17 protein-coding genes and 1 tRNA gene are annotated in these 17,081 nt (G+C 55.1%); 13 read left to right on the top strand and 5 right to left on the bottom strand.

Going from position 1 to position 17,081, the window contains the following annotated elements; translation table 11 throughout:
- Window positions 1–64 precede the first annotated feature (64 nt).
- The 3 genes from K349_RS0108620 (at window position 65) to K349_RS18040 (ending at window position 4,201) form a co-directional block, all read left to right on the top strand.
- On the top strand, window positions 65–1,063 hold the full coding sequence (locus tag K349_RS0108620; RefSeq protein ID WP_029165446.1) for an HAD family hydrolase: 999 nt from the start codon (window positions 65–67) through the stop codon (window positions 1,061–1,063).
- Between the two features lie 86 nt (window positions 1,064–1,149).
- On the top strand, window positions 1,150–2,382 hold the full coding sequence (locus K349_RS0108615) for a replication-associated recombination protein A (RefSeq protein ID WP_034265458.1): 1,233 nt from the start codon (window positions 1,150–1,152) through the stop codon (window positions 2,380–2,382).
- A 130-nt stretch (window positions 2,383–2,512) separates the two neighbouring features.
- Window positions 2,513–4,201 carry a response regulator gene (locus tag K349_RS18040; RefSeq protein ID WP_029165444.1) on the top strand — a complete coding sequence of 563 codons (1,689 nt, stop codon included), beginning with the start codon at window positions 2,513–2,515 and terminating at the stop codon, window positions 4,199–4,201.
- Here the strand turns inward: K349_RS18040 and K349_RS0108605 are convergent, their stop codons facing one another.
- The 5 genes from K349_RS0108605 to K349_RS0108585 all read right to left on the bottom strand — a co-directional run bounded on the left by K349_RS0108605 (window position 4,202) and on the right by K349_RS0108585 (window position 7,362).
- Window positions 4,202–4,969 carry a YdcF family protein gene (locus K349_RS0108605; RefSeq protein WP_029165443.1) on the bottom strand — a complete coding sequence of 256 codons (768 nt, stop codon included), beginning with the start codon at window positions 4,967–4,969 and terminating at the stop codon, window positions 4,202–4,204. It abuts the gene before it with no gap.
- 24 nt (window positions 4,970–4,993) lie between these two features.
- The gene (locus K349_RS0108600; RefSeq protein ID WP_029165442.1) at window positions 4,994–5,674 is read right to left on the bottom strand and encodes a GntR family transcriptional regulator; all 681 of its coding nucleotides are present in this window, start codon (window positions 5,672–5,674) and stop codon (window positions 4,994–4,996) included.
- A 182-nt stretch (window positions 5,675–5,856) separates the two neighbouring features.
- Window positions 5,857–6,393, bottom strand: coding sequence for a cob(I)yrinic acid a,c-diamide adenosyltransferase (locus K349_RS0108595; RefSeq protein WP_029165441.1), 537 nt, complete (start codon window positions 6,391–6,393; stop codon window positions 5,857–5,859).
- 64 nt (window positions 6,394–6,457) lie between these two features.
- On the bottom strand, window positions 6,458–6,913 hold the full coding sequence (locus tag K349_RS0108590; RefSeq protein WP_034265278.1) for a DUF2703 domain-containing protein: 456 nt from the start codon (window positions 6,911–6,913) through the stop codon (window positions 6,458–6,460).
- 29 nt (window positions 6,914–6,942) lie between these two features.
- Complete coding sequence (locus tag K349_RS0108585; RefSeq protein WP_029165439.1) at window positions 6,943–7,362, bottom strand: PaaI family thioesterase; 420 nt, start codon at window positions 7,360–7,362, stop codon at window positions 6,943–6,945.
- 378 nt (window positions 7,363–7,740) lie between these two features.
- On the opposite strand from K349_RS0108585, the gene K349_RS0108580 reads away from it, so the two are divergent.
- From K349_RS0108580 to K349_RS0108535, 10 genes are all read left to right on the top strand, one after another.
- Window positions 7,741–7,828: transfer RNA gene (locus K349_RS0108580), tRNA-Leu, on the top strand.
- Window positions 7,829–8,146: 318 nt separating this feature from the next.
- Entirely contained in the window at window positions 8,147–8,812 is a 666-nt protein-coding gene (locus K349_RS0108575; protein ID WP_029165438.1) for a GntR family transcriptional regulator, read from the top strand.
- Window positions 8,813–8,843: 31 nt separating this feature from the next.
- Window positions 8,844–9,563 carry an indolepyruvate ferredoxin oxidoreductase subunit alpha gene (locus K349_RS0108570; RefSeq protein WP_029165437.1) on the top strand — a complete coding sequence of 240 codons (720 nt, stop codon included), beginning with the start codon at window positions 8,844–8,846 and terminating at the stop codon, window positions 9,561–9,563.
- A gap of 12 nt (window positions 9,564–9,575) precedes the next feature.
- Window positions 9,576–10,217: a hypothetical protein gene (locus K349_RS0108565; RefSeq protein WP_029165436.1), complete on the top strand. Its 642-nt coding sequence runs from the start codon at window positions 9,576–9,578 to the stop codon at window positions 10,215–10,217.
- Between the two features lie 57 nt (window positions 10,218–10,274).
- The gene (locus K349_RS0108560; protein WP_084460302.1) at window positions 10,275–12,191 is read left to right on the top strand and encodes an oxidoreductase; all 1,917 of its coding nucleotides are present in this window, start codon (window positions 10,275–10,277) and stop codon (window positions 12,189–12,191) included.
- Between the two features lie 16 nt (window positions 12,192–12,207).
- Window positions 12,208–13,443, top strand: coding sequence for an aconitase/3-isopropylmalate dehydratase large subunit family protein (locus K349_RS0108555; RefSeq protein WP_029165434.1), 1,236 nt, complete (start codon window positions 12,208–12,210; stop codon window positions 13,441–13,443).
- Window positions 13,433–13,927 carry a LeuD/DmdB family oxidoreductase small subunit gene (locus tag K349_RS0108550; protein WP_029165433.1) on the top strand — a complete coding sequence of 165 codons (495 nt, stop codon included), beginning with the start codon at window positions 13,433–13,435 and terminating at the stop codon, window positions 13,925–13,927. The genes K349_RS0108555 and K349_RS0108550 overlap by 11 nt, the downstream gene beginning before the upstream one ends.
- A 55-nt stretch (window positions 13,928–13,982) precedes the next feature.
- Entirely contained in the window at window positions 13,983–14,945 is a 963-nt protein-coding gene (locus K349_RS0108545; protein WP_169731327.1) for a tripartite tricarboxylate transporter substrate binding protein, read from the top strand.
- A 3-nt stretch (window positions 14,946–14,948) separates the two neighbouring features.
- Window positions 14,949–15,530, top strand: coding sequence for a tripartite tricarboxylate transporter TctB family protein (locus K349_RS0108540; protein WP_029165431.1), 582 nt, complete (start codon window positions 14,949–14,951; stop codon window positions 15,528–15,530).
- Window positions 15,531–15,548: 18 nt separating this feature from the next.
- Window positions 15,549–17,060: a tripartite tricarboxylate transporter permease gene (locus tag K349_RS0108535; RefSeq protein WP_029165430.1), complete on the top strand. Its 1,512-nt coding sequence runs from the start codon at window positions 15,549–15,551 to the stop codon at window positions 17,058–17,060.
- The last annotated feature ends 21 nt before the right edge of the window (window positions 17,061–17,081 follow it).

Genomic DNA, 17,081 nt, shown 5'->3' with positions numbered 1-17,081 from the left:
GGAGGAAAGAAGCGTTTCCGCAACGGGCTTACGCAAAAGGCGGAGACGACGGGGAGGACGATCCATGAACGGCTTTGCTGCTTCCGCGCCTTTCTGGCACCCTGCCTGGGCGCAGGGGATTCTCTTCGATTGGGATGGCGTTCTCGCGGAGACGCGTCTCAGTTTTGCTCCCATCTACGAGCGATTTTTCGGCGGAAAACGGGTTATGCTGCTCGAAGTTCTTTCTCAATTGGAGGAAAGCGTCCGGAAGGATCTGGAACAGGCGCTTTTCGACGTGGAGATGAACGGGGCTGAAAACGCCGAACCTGTTCCCGGTGCGATGGACGTGTTACGATGGCTCGAAGAGCGCAACATGCCATGGTGCGTTGTCTCCCGGAACTGTCGGGAGTCTGTGGAGCGCGCCGCGTCGGTCTGTGGCATTCCTCTGCCTCCCTTCGTGTTCACCCGGGATGTGGCGCCGGTGAAACCGGAACCGGGCGCGTTCTGGAACGCCGCACGAGCGCTGGGGATTCCACCGCGGGAGTGTGTCGTCGTGGGTGATTTCCTTTACGATCTCATCGGCGCCCGGAGGGCCGGTATGCGAGCACTTCTCGTGCAGCGCTACGATGAGGATTGGTGCCAGTGGGCGGATCTTTCCCTCCCTCGCATGACCGATCTCGTGGATTTTCTGGAGAGGCCTCTTCCTCTCCTGCCGTGGGAGTATGCGCATCTTGATCCGGAGCAGCTTCAAAAAAACTGGGAAATACGAGGAGTTCTTCCCGGGGCATCGCCACGTGTGGGCGAAGTTGCTGAGCGGGCAGCCGCTCTTGGTGTCGGTACCCTGGTTGTTTCTGGGAATCTTCTGCTGCAGGCATCCCAGTGGCAGAACTGGTCGGGACTCTCCTGCGAATGGCTGGGGCAGCCGTTGGTTCGGGTTTGCCATGGGGTGCTCGGAGCCCGCTTTCCCTTTCTTGAAATCCTCGAAGGCGAGGAGGGGACGGTGCTCCTTCCGTCCGATCCCGATGATGTGGCCGCCGTTTTGGATGCATATCTGTCTCGCCTTGAGGGGAGGCGGTGTTCGTGAGCGAGGGGCAGCTTCTCCTGGGAGATTCAGGGACTCCGTTCCGGGACGACACAGCTCCGAGAGGAGAGCGGCCCCTGGCGGACCGCATGCGTCCGACGAGTCTGGACGACTATGTCGGCCAGGAGCATCTCGTGGGCGCCGAAACACCCCTCGGAAGACTGCTCCGGAGCGGAAACGTGCCCAGTTGCATTCTCTACGGACCTCCTGGGGTGGGCAAGACCACGCTGGTGCGTCTCATGGCGACTGCGACGGAGCGGGATCTTCTGGAGATCAACGCCGTGACCGCCAAGGTGACGGAACTCCGTGATCTGGTTGCGGAAGCCCGCCGACGCAAGCACGCCCGCAAGGGGCGAATGCCTCTTGTCTTCGTGGATGAGATCTACCATTTCAACAAACAGCAGCAGAACGCCCTGCTTCCCTCCGTGGAGTCGGGAGATCTGATTCTCGTAGGAACCACCACGGAAAACCCTTTTTTCGAGATCAACAAGACCCTTCTCTCGCGCATGCTCGTCTTTGAATTGCGCCCCTTGGGGCAGGAGTCGCTCGAGGCTCTTCTCGGGCGCGCCCTGCGGGATCGTGAACGTGGGCTGGGCATGCTGGAGCTTACCCCGGAGGAGGATGTCCTCGGAATGATCGCTCAAGGAGCCGGGGGTGATGCGAGACAGGCGTTGATGCGTCTTGAGGCCGTGGCGAACGCCGTGGCCGCCGGAGGAGGATCTCGGATCACCGCCCAAGCGGTGGCAGCGCTTCTGCCCAAAGCGCTGCAGCGATTCGACCGCAAGGGAGACGACCATTACATGGTCATCTCCGCCCTCATCAAGAGCATGCGCGGCTCCGATCCCGACGCGGCGATCTATTGGCTGGCACGTCTCATCGCCGCGGGCGAGGATCCCCGTTTCGTCGCCAGACGTCTTCTTATCTTCGCCGCGGAGGACGTGGGGCTTGCCGATCCTCAGGCGCTTCTACTCGCCGCCGCTGCATCCTATGCGGCGGACATGACGGGGTTTCCCGAGGCCAGGATCATTCTCGCCGAGGCGGTGATCTATCTGGCCTCGGCGCCCAAGAGCAACAGCGCCTATCAGGCGGTGAACACCGCCTTGGCATCCCTGGAGAAGGGAAATGTTCAGGAAGTGCCCGAACACCTCCGTCCCCACGGATCGGGCTACGTCTATCCTCACGATGACCCGCGGCACTGGGTTCCCCAGAACTATATGGATCGTCTCCTCCGAAGCTATTTCCCGGGAACGCTGGGGGCGGAGCGGGAGATGGGTGCCCGCCTCCGGGGTTTCTGGCGCCGTTTTCGGGACGAGGAGCCCTGAGGCATTTTCGGGAAGAACCTGTTTGCACTCTTTGCATGCACGCCGTATGATTGTAATAGGATAGTCATGTATTCAGCGCGCCCCGGGAAGGACATGTGATCCGCCGAAGCGAATCGTCGAGGAGTGTGCCATGTCGCAGAGCCGGTTCGTGGACCTGTTACAGAAACTCAAAGAAGCCCCCAGCAGCGAGGATTTTGCAGGAATTCTGCTGCCTTATCTCGCGGAACGCACGGAAAGCCGATATGCCCTCTGGCGCTGTGCGGCGCCCCGCCGCGCCGGCTGGCTCTACTGCGGAGATTCCGGACGCCTCTTTCGTCTCGAAAGGGACGATTTGGCGGTGGTGCACATCCTTGCGGGTCTTCCCGGGAACAAGCGCGAAAGCGACGTGGCGCCCCTTCTCCGAGGGCGGCGTCTCGATCCCCGACTGCTTCTGAGGCGCAGCAGCCTCGCAGGGGAGGAGCTTTTTCTCGTCGCGGGGTGCGAGACGGCCTACACGGAACGTGAACATGCCTGTTTCGAGGACGATGCGACGTTGGCGATTCTCGCTCTGGATGCCCGGACGGCCTGGCAGATGGAGAGCCGACGAATCGTTCTCGGAGAACAGATCAACGCCGCGTTTCTCTCCCTGGATCTCGGCATGGAGGATCTGTCCGCATCCGGGCGAGGCAACGCCGATTCCGAAAGAGTGCGGGAGCAGCTCGTCCTTCTCCGGGCGCACGTGGAGGCACTCCTGTGTGCTTCCTGTGTGCGGGATCTTTCCCCCATGCTTCTTTCCCTTGGTGATTCCCTTGCCCGTCTCGACGCTTTGGGGCAGGCGTGGCGTAATCTTTTGGGGAGAGAGTGGAGTTGCACCTTTGCGTCGTTTCCCAAGGAGAGGTTTCTTTCCCAGGGGGCGGCGTTTTTGCTGACGGGACTTGTGGAATACTGTTTCTGCGAGATGAATGCCCCCGCGGTGGCCTGCATGGCGACGCTCGAAGAGGGGGAGCTGGAAGTGGCCTTCGAGGTTCTTTCCTCTGGAGAGGTGACCCCAGGTCCTCTGCGGTCCCTCCTGAATCGCCAGATCGAGATGTACGCCGAGTCCTGCAACATCACCCACACCTCGGGAGGACTGTTCTGGAAGCTTCGACTCCCGTTGTTCGTTTCGGGGAAACAGAGGATCGGAAGGGCGGAGGAACGGGCGACGCCACCGACGGTGCTCGTCGTCGACGACAGTTTGGTGAACCGAAAACTGCTCGAGGGCATTCTCCAACGGTGGGGATGCGATGTCCTCTGCGCCAGGGATGGCGAAGAGGCGCTGGGCTTTCTGGAGCGGAATTCCGTGGATCTTGTGCTCATGGATGTCTTCATGCCGGTTCTCGGTGGATACGGAGCGACTCGGGAGATACGGAGAAGGGGCATTACCGTTCCGGTGGTGGCGCTCACGGCGGGTGGCGCAGGGGGTGCTCTCGAAGCGCTCGAGGCAGGAATGGACGATTATGCCATGAAGCCTGTGACACCGCAGCTTCTCCGGGACATCCTCGCCCAATGGACGGGTTTCGTCGTGGAGGAGGATGGCGAGGTGGAGGACATGGGACGACTGGTGGCAGCGGTTTTTCGGGAAGAGCTTCCCCAGATTCGGGAAGGACTTCTCGGCGCCCTTGAAGGCGGGGACGCGAAAATCATCGGATTATGGGCTAACCGCCTCAAGGGTGCGGCTGCCCAGGCGGGAAGGATCGAGGAATTCCAGATTGCGCTGGCCCTTGAAGAAGCCGCCGGGAACGGAAAGCCCCTGGATGTGTTTTTCGATCGCGTGCGCTCTTTGAGCGTCTCGCCGGTGTGATTAACGGAAGAGGCGGTAGGCTGCAGCACCTAGTCGTTCCCTGAACCCCGTCAGAGTGTCCAGAAATGCTCCTCCCTGGGGCAGGAATTCGTACCACGTGAGGCTCCCTTTGTCCGTAAGGTACCCCGCCGGATAGGGATGGACCGGTACGGAAAGGATCCGGAGAGCCGTTTCATATGCTCTTGACATGTGAAAGGCATTTGTCACCAGAATAACCCCCTCCGCTTTCAAGGGACCGAGATGATCCCTCGCGGCGGTGAGATTTTCCCAAGTCGTGCGGGAGTTCTCGTCGAGAATCGCTGTTCCGCGCCATCCCAGCTTGCGCAATGTCGCCTCCATGATTTTCGCCTCGGAGGGAAATCCTTTCCGCGTTGCCGCACCACAGAAGATCACGGGCCATTCCTTATCATCCTGAAGGAGTTCCCATGCTCCGAAAAGCCGTTCGAGCGTATGCGCTCCCGGTGCTGCGTCCTCCGGTGCTTCACCGAGGTGGATTCCTCCGCCGAGGACCACGACAGCCCAACGGCAGTTTTCCGGAGGAGGTACGGCCTTCCAGGCGTGTTCCAGAGTTCCCGTGATCAGTCGGGCGGTTGCGGGAAGACAGAGGAGAAAAAAGAGAACACCGGACACAGACAGTGCCCCGCCGAGGAAAGGTTTTCGGGGGCGTCGGAATGCGGCGGCTGCAAAAAGAACGAAAAACAAGACAAACACTCCCGGCGGTACCAGGAACGTTCCGAGAATTTTGTAGAGAACGAAGGCCGGGTCCATCACGCAGGGGCTCCTTGTCCGGGGTTACCCTTCCTGGTTGATGAATTCAGGATGCTTCTTCAGGAATGCGACCAGCGCCTCCAGTGCACCCAGCAGATGGGTGCGCAGTTTATCCTTCGCGAGATCCGTCTCTCCGTCCAGAATGGCCGAGATGAGTTTCACGTGTTCCTGAGCGGAGTGGCTCAGAGGAACGCCCTCGATGGAATAATGACGACAGAGGTGGATGAGATCCATCACGTTGTTGAGAACGCTGCCGAGAAAGCGGTTTCCGGTGGCCTCCCGGATCATCGAATGGAATGCCCTGTCGCCCCGGAGGTATTCGTTCGGGTCGTCCGTGTCCTTGACGCTCTGGAAGAGATTGCGGAATTCCTCCAACTGCTCCCTCGGTGGATTCGCGCAAACGTGTTCGAGCGAGAGAACCTCCAGGGTAATGCGGAGTTCGTAGAGATCCCGAACATCCTTGATGGTGGGAAGGGTCACGTAGGCCCCCTTGCGAGGCACCAGGGTAATCAGCCCAGTCTGGGCGAGTTGCCGAATCGCTTCGCGGACCGGCGTTCTCGACACCATAAGCTGCTCCGCGAGATCCACTTCGGAAAGACGCTCTCCCGGGGGAATGATTCCCTCGATGATCGCTTCCTTGATTTTCTCATAAACGATTTGCCGAAGATCTAGATTTTGGGCAGGGGAAAGCGGGCGTGCCGGCATTTCGAAACCCCTCCTTGAAAATGGCATCACAAGAAGCATACGATGCTCATTATACAAAAGACCGAGCCCGATGCCAGCCTTTTTTCTTGTCGTGTTTTTTGGGGTGGACAAAAAAATAAAAACAGTCTCTTTGGAAGAGGCGAAAAGGGTACGAATCTTCCCCCGTAGAACGGATCGATTCATCACCCCTTTTTGCCTGCCAACTTCTCCTCGCACGCCCGGTTCACCTTGTCCGTCCAGAGTGCGAGAGCATAAATGGCATCGGACAGGCGGTTCACGTAGCGGTAAGTGTTCTCGGAAAGCGCTCCCTCGCGGTAGAGTTTGACCGCGATCCGCTCGGCTCTGCGGGCGATTGTTCTGGCCATGTGAAGCGCCGCCCCGGGTACGGAATCGCCGGGACGGACGAAGTGGAACGTGGCGCCGGTGATGTCCCGGACTTTGAGAATCAGCGCCTCAAGTGTCGCGGGGTCCGGTTCTGGAAGGCCGGGATATTGTGCGATATATCCCATCACACGTCCCAATTCCTCTTCGAGCCGGAAAAGTTCCGCCGCGATGTCCTCGTCGCAGCAGGTCGCTCTGGCCATGCCGAGAGAGGCCTGACACTCGTCGAGGGTACCGTAGGTTTCCACCCGCACATGGTCCTTGGGGATCCGCTCGCCGCTCCCGAGGGATGTGTCGCCCTTATCGCCGCCTTTGGTGGTGATCCATACCTCCGACATGCCGTTTCACCTCCCCGTTTTTTGAGAACACTTCAGGCGTCAGAGGACCTCCGAACGGAAGCCCTTAGACACCACATCCGCCGCACCCGCCTCCGCAGCTCTCACATCCGCTGCCGCACCCGCCTCCAAGCGTGCTGAAGGAAGCCCGGAGCATGGCATCGGCAAGAAGCCCCGAAGGAATTTCCTGGTATCCGTGACCTTCGTACCGTATCGTGCGGCATGTGGTGGTCGTTTCACCGCAGGAGCAGGGCTCGAAGGATGTCTCCGCGCCGATGAGATCCTCCAGAGGAATTTCTTGGTCGCCGAGGTCGCTCAAGGTGAAGGTGACGAGATTGCCTCGGCGTACCGTCTCCTCGTCCGTACCGGAAAGTTCCTTTTCCAGCAGGGTCACTTCCACGCCCATAAGGCGAAAACGCGGGGCCATCTGATCATAGAGTTTGCGCAGGGCTTCCCCGGTTTTTTTCCAGCTTTCGCAGGAAACATCCGAAAGGGTATAGTGGGTTATCACGATTTCACTCACAAGAGAGCCTCCTTCATTGGTCCGTTCGGTCATTCGCCTTTTTCGGGAATGACGAAGAGTGCCTTGGCTTCCACATGGATCGTTCCATCCTCGCTCAGGATCTGTGCCTTGGTGGCGACTTTTCTTCCTTTGTGCTCCTCCACCCAGCCCAGAGCCGTATAGGGCTTTCCGGTTAGGACCGGGCGCAAAAAGCGAATGGAAAGAGAGCCCGTGACCCCCCAGTCCGCGCAGGTTTCACGAAGAGCCCAGGCCATGGCGTCGTCGGTGATCGCCGAGAGGATTCCGCCATGAACGATCCCTTTGTAGCCGCACCAGGTTTCGTCCGCTTTAAAGGGTATTTCCGTGTGGTGTTCTTCTTCGTTCCAGAAAATGGCGAGGTTCAATGCCCTGGGGTTGCTTTCGGTGCTTCCGCAGACAAAGCAACCGGGGTTTCGCAGACATGCTTTCACGGAAAACCCTCCAGTTCTTCGATTTTTCTTCGGAGAACAACCCAAGACTACCGACTGGACCGGATTTGTCAACAGCAATGACCACGAGGTCTTGCCGGGGCAATCGTCGTCTTTGTCGTTGCCGAGCGGCTTCGGAGTGCAAGAACTCCTCCAGCAGTTTCGACACGGAAAGCTCCTCCTTTTATTAAAGGCGAAAAATCGCCGTAAGTTTTCCTTTTCCCCCTCCTTTCCTCAAAAGTTCCCTTCCCCTCTCTCCTCAGATCGCCCTATTGGACTGCGCTGCAGTCTCGAAGATCTTTTTTGTAAGTCAATGATGTGCAGGGTACTATCCTTGACGTGGTTTGAGGAATCGAGTATGATCCCTTCGTGTCAAAAAAAGCCGGAGTGGCGGAATGGTAGACGCAGCGGACTCAAAATCCGCCAGGGTTCACCCCCTGTGGGAGTTCGAGTCTCCCCTCCGGCACCAGTTATAGTAATCTATGAGGAAATTCCCGAATTGATGGAAGGGGGTTTCCTCTTTTTTTATATTTTATATGAGATTTCACAGGTATTGTTTTACGAAAAAAATTGATAATCGCTGAGAACTTCATGCAATGGCGCGGTTGTTACGCGCAAATTCAGATAGATTTATGTATAATAATTCTTTGTGGTGTTATGCATGTGAAAGGAGGGGTGGTTTTCGGAGGGAGATAGATCGGGTAGGCGATCTTTTTGTGGGAATCTTGACGACATAGAGGTTTTGTATATAATCGACAATAGAGCGACATTGAGGAGGATGTTTTCTGTGGAGACGTCGATTCACTCCGAAGGGATTCAACACAAAAGCCTAGTGGAGACTATTGTGGAAAATGTCGAGGCGAGGATCCTCAGGGGGGAATTGAAACCAGGGGAGCGATTGATTGAACAGGCAATGTGCAACCAGCTGCAAGTCAGTCGTTCACCGCTCAGGGAAGCGTTTCGCATACTGGAGAATCGCGGTTTTCTTGTCAATAAGGCGAGAAAAGGTGTTTTTGTCAGTGAATTGAGCAAAAAGGATGCCATAGACGTCTATACGATTCGTGCCAATCTGGAGAGCCTCGCAATCTATCTTGCCGTGAAAAATGACGACGGAACCTTGGCTGATCGCCTGCAGGAGATCAATCAAAAAATGTTGTTTTTTGCAGAAAAAGGTGACGCGTGGAATTATGCGAAATGCAATCAGGAATTTCATAGTTTTCTTATTAATTCATGCAATAATCAACGTTTGATTGGCATATTGGAAGTTTTTAATAAACAAACAATTCGTTATCGATCTGAGGTTATGTTGTCTGCTGGAAAAATGCAAGATTCGATAAAAAAACACGAAATACTCATCGATTCGATCAGAAAAAAGGATGCGGAGCAGGCGGAAAAGATACGTAAGGAGTCAATCCTGGCGAATATCGAGATTGTATCGACGCTTTTCCTGTAACAATAAAAACGGAAGTTGAGGAGGAATTGGTTTGAGAATTAGGGAAGAGCAATGTGTCGGGTGCAAGAATTGTATCCCCTATTGCCCCGTGGGATGCATCATGGTCGTTGACGGCAAGGTGGCGATAGATCACGACGAATGTGTTGATTGCGGGGTCTGTAAAAGAGCGGATATCTGCCCGACGGACGCGATTTACATGCCGTCGGAGTGTTTCGAATATCCGCGTGCGATACGGATGCAGTTCAGTGATCCCGGTGTTCAGCACCCCAATCTGAAGGCGTGGGGCCGCGGAACTGAAGAGGCGAAGACCAACGATGTCACGGGTAAGTTCGGAAGAGGCGAGTACGGGCTTCTCATTGAATTCGGGCGACCCGGTACCGGGACGAGGCTTACGGAGATCGAGAAAGTCACCATGGCCATGTGCAAAATGGGTATCCCGATTCTTGAGGACAATCCCCTTTATGGTCTCCTTGAGGAAGACATGTCTGGCAGATTCAAGCCTGAATATGTGAATGAGAAAGTCCTCTCCGCCATATTGGAACTCAGAATCATGGAGGACAAGCTGGAAGAGACTCTGGAGAAAATGTTCCTCTCTTTCGAAGCATTGAATACAGTTGTTTCGGTTGGACTCGTAAGCAGGTTCGACGAGAACTCGAAGCTTCCTGTGATAGAAAAGTTGCGTAGGATGGGATTTGACGTACGCCCGAATGCGAAGATAAACGTGGGCCTGGGTAGGCCTTTGATCGACTAGGGAGGAGCAAACATGAGTCATTCGTTGCACCGTTTCGGAACAGAGGACAACCTGAGAAATGATTTCTGTATCTACACGAGAGCCGCGAAAGGGATCAACAGGGAAAACTGCGGGGACAAACTTCGTGAGACATTGAAAATCTATTTGTCCGAAAATGTGGTGAATTTTGGGTCGAGCCATGCCGGAAGGTGTTTTTTGAATGGCTTGGACCCTGAAGAATATGCAAAAACGCTGGATCATTCCTATGGAATCATCGCCACGTTCGCTGATCGCGAGGCCGTCAAGGGTGTTCTCGTAAAGGCCAAGGAGGCGCAGCTCGGCATATCGACCGTTGTGAGCGGTCTTATCGAAGAGGTTGTGGAAATCGCCCACGAGGCGGGTCTCAAGCCGCACACGGCACTCATTTCACTCGGGATTCACGGTAAAACATCGATGCTCCCCGAAAACGAAGTTCTCGAATTTACGACGATGTGCGGACACTCTCTCGTTGCCCAGAACCTGGTCCGTTCGGTGATCGAGAAAGTCAAGGGCGGAAAACTGACACCCGAGGAAGGGGCCCTCATCTTAGCCAAGCCATGCACCTGCGGTATCTTTAATACGCGAAGGTGTGCCGCACTTATGAAAGAAAAACTTGAAAAGGAGACTCGAAAATAATTTTTTTGACTCTGCTTTGTCTACAATCGACATTCCAAGGCGTATGGGAACAAATTGATGGATGCCTCGAGTGTTCATGGAAAGGTAGGGTGCCTCGTGGAGAATGTACTTTTGACTCCGGCGAGAATCGGTTCCGTTGAAATCAAAAACCGCGTCGTTGTTTCGTCCATGTGTTTGTACTATTCGAATAAAAACGGTGATGTTACCGAAAAGATGATTTCTTTTTACGAAAAAAGAGCGGAAGCCGGAATTGGTGCGTTCATCATTCCCGCTAATCCCCACGGAGAGAACAAAAGAGCCAGAGGCTCTCTCGCTGACGATTCCAGGATCAACCAATGGAAGCCCCTTCTCAATATCCTTCACAGCTATGGAGCCAAGATCTTCAACCAGATTCATCCTTCTGGAATTCAGTTCGGACGGGCAGGATGTGTCACATCTCCTTTCAGCCTGACTACTGAAGGCATCGCATCCATGATCGAATCCTATGCCCAAGGCGCTCTGCGGGCAAAAAAAGCTGGTTTCGACGGTGTCGAGATTCACGGTGCGCACGGACACGAAGTTGCATTGCTTCTCTCGGAGTTGTTGAACACCCGCAAGGACAGGTACGGAGGTTCTTTGGAAAATTGCGCGAGGAACGTCACCGAGATGATCTCGAGAATCAAAGAACTTTGCGGTGCGGATTTCCCGGTTATTCTCCGCATCAGTGGTGAAGAGAGGATTCCGGGAGGCCGTACCATCGAGCGCTCTGCGGAGATTTGCCTTCTTGCCGAAAAGGCGGGAGTGGACGCGATACACGTTTCTGCGGGCATGCCGGAGAGTGAAGAATGGGAATGTCCCCCCTCCGAGATCGAGGAGGGGCATCTCGCGTGGATGAGCGGATATTTGAAGAGAAGGCTGCATGTTCCGGTCATCGTCGTCGGCCGCATTGTTGACTGGAGAGTCGCCAACAGGATCATCGCAGATGGCGAGGCGGATTTCGTCGCCATGGCACGTAGTGTGCTGGCAGATGGCGACTGGATGCGCTCGATAGGCAAGGAGGACTATCCTCTTCGGAAATGTATTGCGTGTAACCAGGGCTGTCGAACGCGGCGCGAGCAGAATAAGACCGTCTGCAGGTGTCTCCAGAATCCTCTTACGGGGATGGAGGACGAGATCGTGATCGGACTCGACGCGGTGGGTAAGAAGGTGTGCGTCGTGGGAGCCGGATTGGCGGGGCTTTCAGCGGCCGATGTCCTTTCTCGCCGCGGATGCGAAATCTCCATTTATGACAAAAAGCCAGAAATAGGAGGGCTTTTTCGTCTTGCGAGTATGCCGCCGGGAAAGAGTGGCTACCTTGATGTCATTGAATACTACGCGAAAGTGCTTTCGGAGAGAAAGGTGGTTTTTCATCTCGGAGCACCGCTTGAGACAGTTCCGGAGGGCGCGTGGGATCTTGTCGTCGTTGCTACCGGTGGAAAGGATTTCGTTCCGTCGATCGACATTGACGAGGGGATGAATGTGCTCTCCGTAGAGTCTCTTTTTGCAAAGGAGCGACTTGAAGCGATGGAGTACGTCGTCGTCGGAGATGGCCTTGTCGGCTATGAAGTCGCGGATTACCTGTCGCAGAAGGGGAAAAGAGTCTTGATGGTCGGCAACGACCCTCGCGATCCCGTTCATCTGCTGGGTGTCGCCAAGTGGCATTTCATGAAGGCGCGCTTTGAGAAGGCGGGAGTCGAGGTGTTTCGTCGCAGCACGGTCAGTGCGATTGGACGGGAGGGGTTTCGCTATGTCGATTCGGAGGGCAGGGAAGGTTGCGTAAAAGGGAGCTACGAATACGTTCTTGCCTGCGGATATGTTGCGGATGAGCGGGCGGTGCGTAGTTTCATGAAGGAAGGGCAGCAGACCTTGGTGGTAGGGAGTGCGGAGAAAAACGGGGATGCGATGGATGCTATACACGGCGCTTTCGAGAAGGCGCTCGCCGTGACGTTCGAGTAGTGAGGAGGTGTTTCGGATGTCCATGACGGCTACCGAAAAAATCCTGGCGAGAGGCGCGGGCAAAGATTCTGTCAAGCCTGGCGACATCGTCGAGGTCGCTGTGGACAGAGCGATGATTCACGACAACAATGCCGCCTTGACCATAAAAAATTTTGACATGATTTATTCGTCGAAAGTCTGGGCTCCCGAAAAGGTCTTTTTTTTCATCGACCACCATACCCCTTCGACGTCGACCAAAGCGGTGAAGCATCAGAACTTGATGCGTAAATTCGCACGGGAACATGCCATACGCAATTTCTACGACTGTGGCAGTGGCATCAGTCATGTGGTCATGCTCGAAAACGATTTTGCCAGACCGGGAGAAATCGTCGTCGGTACCGATTCGCACACAACGGGACAAGGGGCGTCCGGCAGTTTCGCCACCGGCATCGGGGCGACGGAGATGGCAGCCGTCCTCGTAAAAGGAACTGTATGGCTGAAGGTTCCCGGAACGATCAGGATAAACGGTACAGGAACACTGCCGAAGTGGGCGAATGCCAGAGATCTCGTGAGCCTGGTGCTTGCACGGTTCGGCCCCGACGGTGCGAATTACCGTGCGGTCGAGTTTGGTGGTGAGGCTTTCGACGGTATGAGCCAGGACGAGAGAATCATGACCTGTGTCATGAGCATGGAAATGGGAGCAAAGAACGCTCTGTTCGTCCGTGACGTCGCCGATGCTCCGGCATACGAGTCCGTGGTTTATTTCGACGCCGATTCGGTGAAACCGATGATCGCGGTGCCGTACCTTCCTACGAATGCCGTTTTAGCAGAAGAAGTCGCAAAGAAGAAAATTCGTGTCGATCAGGCGGCCATCGCTTCTTGCGCGGGAGCGCTCCTGAGCGATCTCGAAATCGCTGCGGAAATTCTGAATGGAAGGACCGTTGCCGAGGGCACCAGGTTACTTGTGATTCCCGCAACACGCAGGATCTACAACGATGCCCTCAGTCGGGGATATCTTCAGGTGCTCAGCAGGGCTGGAGCGATCATCTCCTCTCCGGGGTGCGGTGCGTGTGGAGGGCATGATGTGGGAATTCTCGCTGAAGGAGAGGTTTGTATCAGTTCTTCCACGAGGAACATGCCTGGACGGATGGGAGCAGGAGGCATCGTGTATCTCGGTAGTTCCGCGACTGTTGCGGCTTCTGCCGTCACGGGATACATCACCGACCCTAGAGAGGTACTGCCCGATGGAGGAAGACACGACAATGCCGCATAAATGCTGGAAGTTCGGCAACAACATTTCCACCGACGAAATCATCTCCACGCAATACATGACGCTGACGGATATCGAGGAACTCGGCAGGCATGTTTTCGAGAACATCAGGCCGGGAATGTCACAAGGTATCGCTGCCGGAGACATTCTTCTCGTCGGGAAAAACATGGGATACGGGTCCAGCAGGGAACATGCGCCGCTTGCGCTTAAAGGTGCCGGAATCGGGGCGATCATCGCGATCTCTTTTGCCAGGTTGTTTTACAGAAACTGTGTCAACATCGGAATGCCCGTCATCGTCTCCGCGGAGACGGTGATGGGCAGCGAAGAGGGTGATTTTCTCTCGGTGGATCTTGAAACTGGAATGATCATGAACGAGACGAAGAAGCTCCACTTTCGCTTTGATCCGTTTCCGGACTTTATCAACAGATATTTGAAGAAGGGGGGGTTGATTCAGGCGCTCAACGAGGAGAGGCGGACGGTGGTCTGATGCGTTGTCGATGTCCTGCGGGAAAGAAGAGCAAGCACATGAGGGGGGATTCTGCGTGAAAAAGGTATTCGTTGCACTTGCGCTGACCTTCGTTTTCTCGATTATCCTGACGTCATCCGTTCCTGTTTGTGCAGAAACGGAGACGAACTGGCCCGAAAAGAGAATCGAAATGATCTGGCACTCCAAAGCGGGTTCCGGGGGTGATATTTACCTGAGGGCACTCGCGCGTTTTCTCGAGAAGAAGACGGGGCAGACCGTCATTGTCAACAACGTGACGGGCGCTTCCGGCGCGAATGCCTGGATGAAAGTCGCTAAGGCGAATCCCGACGGATATACGATTCTTGGAGTTTCTTCCACGATAGTGGCGTCTCCCGTGGTAAACAATCTTACGGTGAATTACGAGAATTTCGACCATGTTGCGCGCATGTTCATCGATGCCGTTTGTCTCTTTGTTGCCGCGGACTCTCCCTACAAGACGCTCGAAGATCTCATTGCTGATGCTAAAAAGAGGCCTGGGGAGGTCACTCTGGCTGGTGGAACGGCCGGAAACATCGAATTTGTGGCTGCCCGCGAACTGATGAAAGAAGCTGGATGCGAGGTCTCAATCGTTCCTTTCGAGGGCGGTGGTGACGGAGCGGTTTCCGTTCTTGGTGGACATGTCTCCGCAGGGGTTGGGGAATATGCGGAAATAGCTTCGTCTGCCGAGGCTGGTAAACTTCGCATTCTTGCGACGTTCAATAAGCTGCAGGACAAATCGATTCCCACAGTGGCGGAAGCTGGCTATCCGAATGTGACAGTCGAAAAGCTACGCGGGATTTTTGTTCCCAAGGGAACGCCGAAGCCCGTCATCGAAAAGCTCACGAAACTGTTGAAGGAAGCCATGGAGGATCCTGATTTCAAGGCCTATTATACGGCGAACAATTTAATCCCCGCATTTGCGGAAGGCGAAGAATTCACGAAAATTCTTGCTCTGCAGACGGAACAAGTTAAAGAATCCATAGGACAGCAGAAGAAGTAGAGCGTGTTTCCTCTGGCCAAGCCTGTCTTCGCTCGCTGGAGCAGGCTTGGCCGGAAGGAAGATGCGAAGAGAATATGCGACCCGGGGGAGAGACGGATGTTTAAAAAGAATGATTGGATATTCGGATTGATTTCTATTTTGATCGGTGTGTTTGTTTTGGCGAATATAAGGGATTTGTTGAAGGTTTCGAATTCCATGGACCCCGCCGGGCCAGCAGCTCTTCCCTCCATCATTGCCTGGGCCATGGTTGCAATCGGGTTGGTGCATATCGCCACGTCAATGATCATGATCCGGCGGGAGAAAGGCAAGGGTAAAACGGAGACCTTGCCGCGCAGGGAAAGGAAGAGCCTTACGCCGGTTGTCCTCATTACTCTTGCAAGCGCGGTGTTTATTGCGTGTCTTTCGTCGGTGGGCTATCCGATCGCCATGCCCCTTTTGATCGCGGCGATCATGCTCTCGGTGGGAGTGCGCGATGTGAAAAAGATTGCGATTACATCGATCGTGACCACATTGATTCTCTTTGTCTCGTTTTCCTTTGGTCTGAACGTGGACCTTCCACTGGGAATCCTGAAGAGATTTTTCTGAGAAAGGAATAAGAGATCAATGTATGAAAATTTACTGTTAGGGCTTCAGACCGTATTTCAGTTGAAGGGAATATTTGCCATCGCGGCGGGGGTTCTTTGGGGGACGATCGGAGGAATGATTCCTGGCATCAATGCGACAATTGCAATGGCGCTGCTTCTTCCCTTCACCTGGGGACTGAGTCCGGAAATTGCTGTGATAATGCTGGTTGGAGTCTATTGCGGCGGTGAGTATGGTGGGTCGATACCAGCGGTTTTGATCGGTACTCCGGGGACGAATGCTGCCGCCGCCACCGTGTTCGACGGATATGAGCTGCACAAGCAGGGCAAGACGGGTATCGGGCTTTATGCGTCTCTGTTGGCGTCCGTCTTCGGGGGTCTGTTCGGTGCGGTTGTTCTCGTCTTTACAGCGGTTCCACTCGCTTCAGTGGCCCTGGCATTTGGTCCGGCCGAATACTTTGTTCTTGCCCTCGTCGGATTGACCCTGATCTGTTCGTTGGGGGAGGGGAATGTGCTCAAAGGCATTTGGGCCGGTCTTCTTGGCATTTTGCTTTCCACGATCGGCCTCGATCCTTTTGCGGGAGTTCCGAGGCTGGCCTTGGGAACGGCGTCTCTCTCGGACGGACTCGAAATGATTCCCCTCATGATGGGGCTTTTCGCGATTTCGGAGGTCTTTCGCCAGGCGAGCGACCTTGCGGGAACCGGGAACGAGCTCGTCAAGATCGAACTCGATACGTCGTTTCCGGCATGGAGCATGATAAAAAGCTGGATTCCCTGCGGGATTTTCGGCTCCACTCTCGGAGTCGTCGTCGGTGCCATGCCCGGAGCGGGTGCGACCGTTGCGTCCTTTCTCGCCTACACGGGGATCAAGAAATGGAGTAAGGATCAGGATTCCTTCGGAAAGGGAAACCCTTTGGGGGTCGTCGCTCCCGAATCCGCCAACAACGCGGTGACAGGAGGAGCGATGGTGCCGCTCCTTGCCCTCGGTATTCCGGGATCAAACTCCACGGCAATCATGCTCGGTGCCTTGATGATTCACAATATCACGCCGGGGCCGATGCTTTTCATCAGTAATCCAGAAATTCCCTACGGTATCTTCAGCGCGTTGTTCGTGGCGAACCTGTTCATGTTCTTTGCCGGAATACTCTGCATCAAATGTGCAGTGAAGGTCGCCAATATCTCCAAACCGGCTCTTCTGGCGGTGATCGTCGCGCTGGTCTTTACCGGAGCCTACGCGTACAGCGGAGAGATCTTTGATATTGGTGTCGCCCTTGTCTGCGGTTTGGCAGGTCTTGCCATGAGGAGGGGAAAACTTCCCCATACGGCAACGGTTTTGGGATTTGTCCTGGGATTCATTATGGAGGCCAACCTGCGGAGGGCTTTGATCATTTCGAAAGGTAGCTACATGGGGGTCTTCCTTAACTCCGGAATCAGTTCCGTTCTCTTTGGAATAGCGGTTCTTTCCGTCTTGTGGGCACTTTTGCATCCTCTCTACGGCTCGATAAAAGCAAGAAAGAGCGTTCCCATTGCATAATAGAGTGGCATAAATAATTCG

It is taken from the genome of Aminiphilus circumscriptus DSM 16581, from assembly GCF_000526375.1.
GTDB classification, from domain to species: domain Bacteria; phylum Synergistota; class Synergistia; order Synergistales; family Aminiphilaceae; genus Aminiphilus; species Aminiphilus circumscriptus.
Note: the sequence above shows the minus strand (reverse complement) of the source record. Positions and strands in the feature narration are given on the sequence as shown.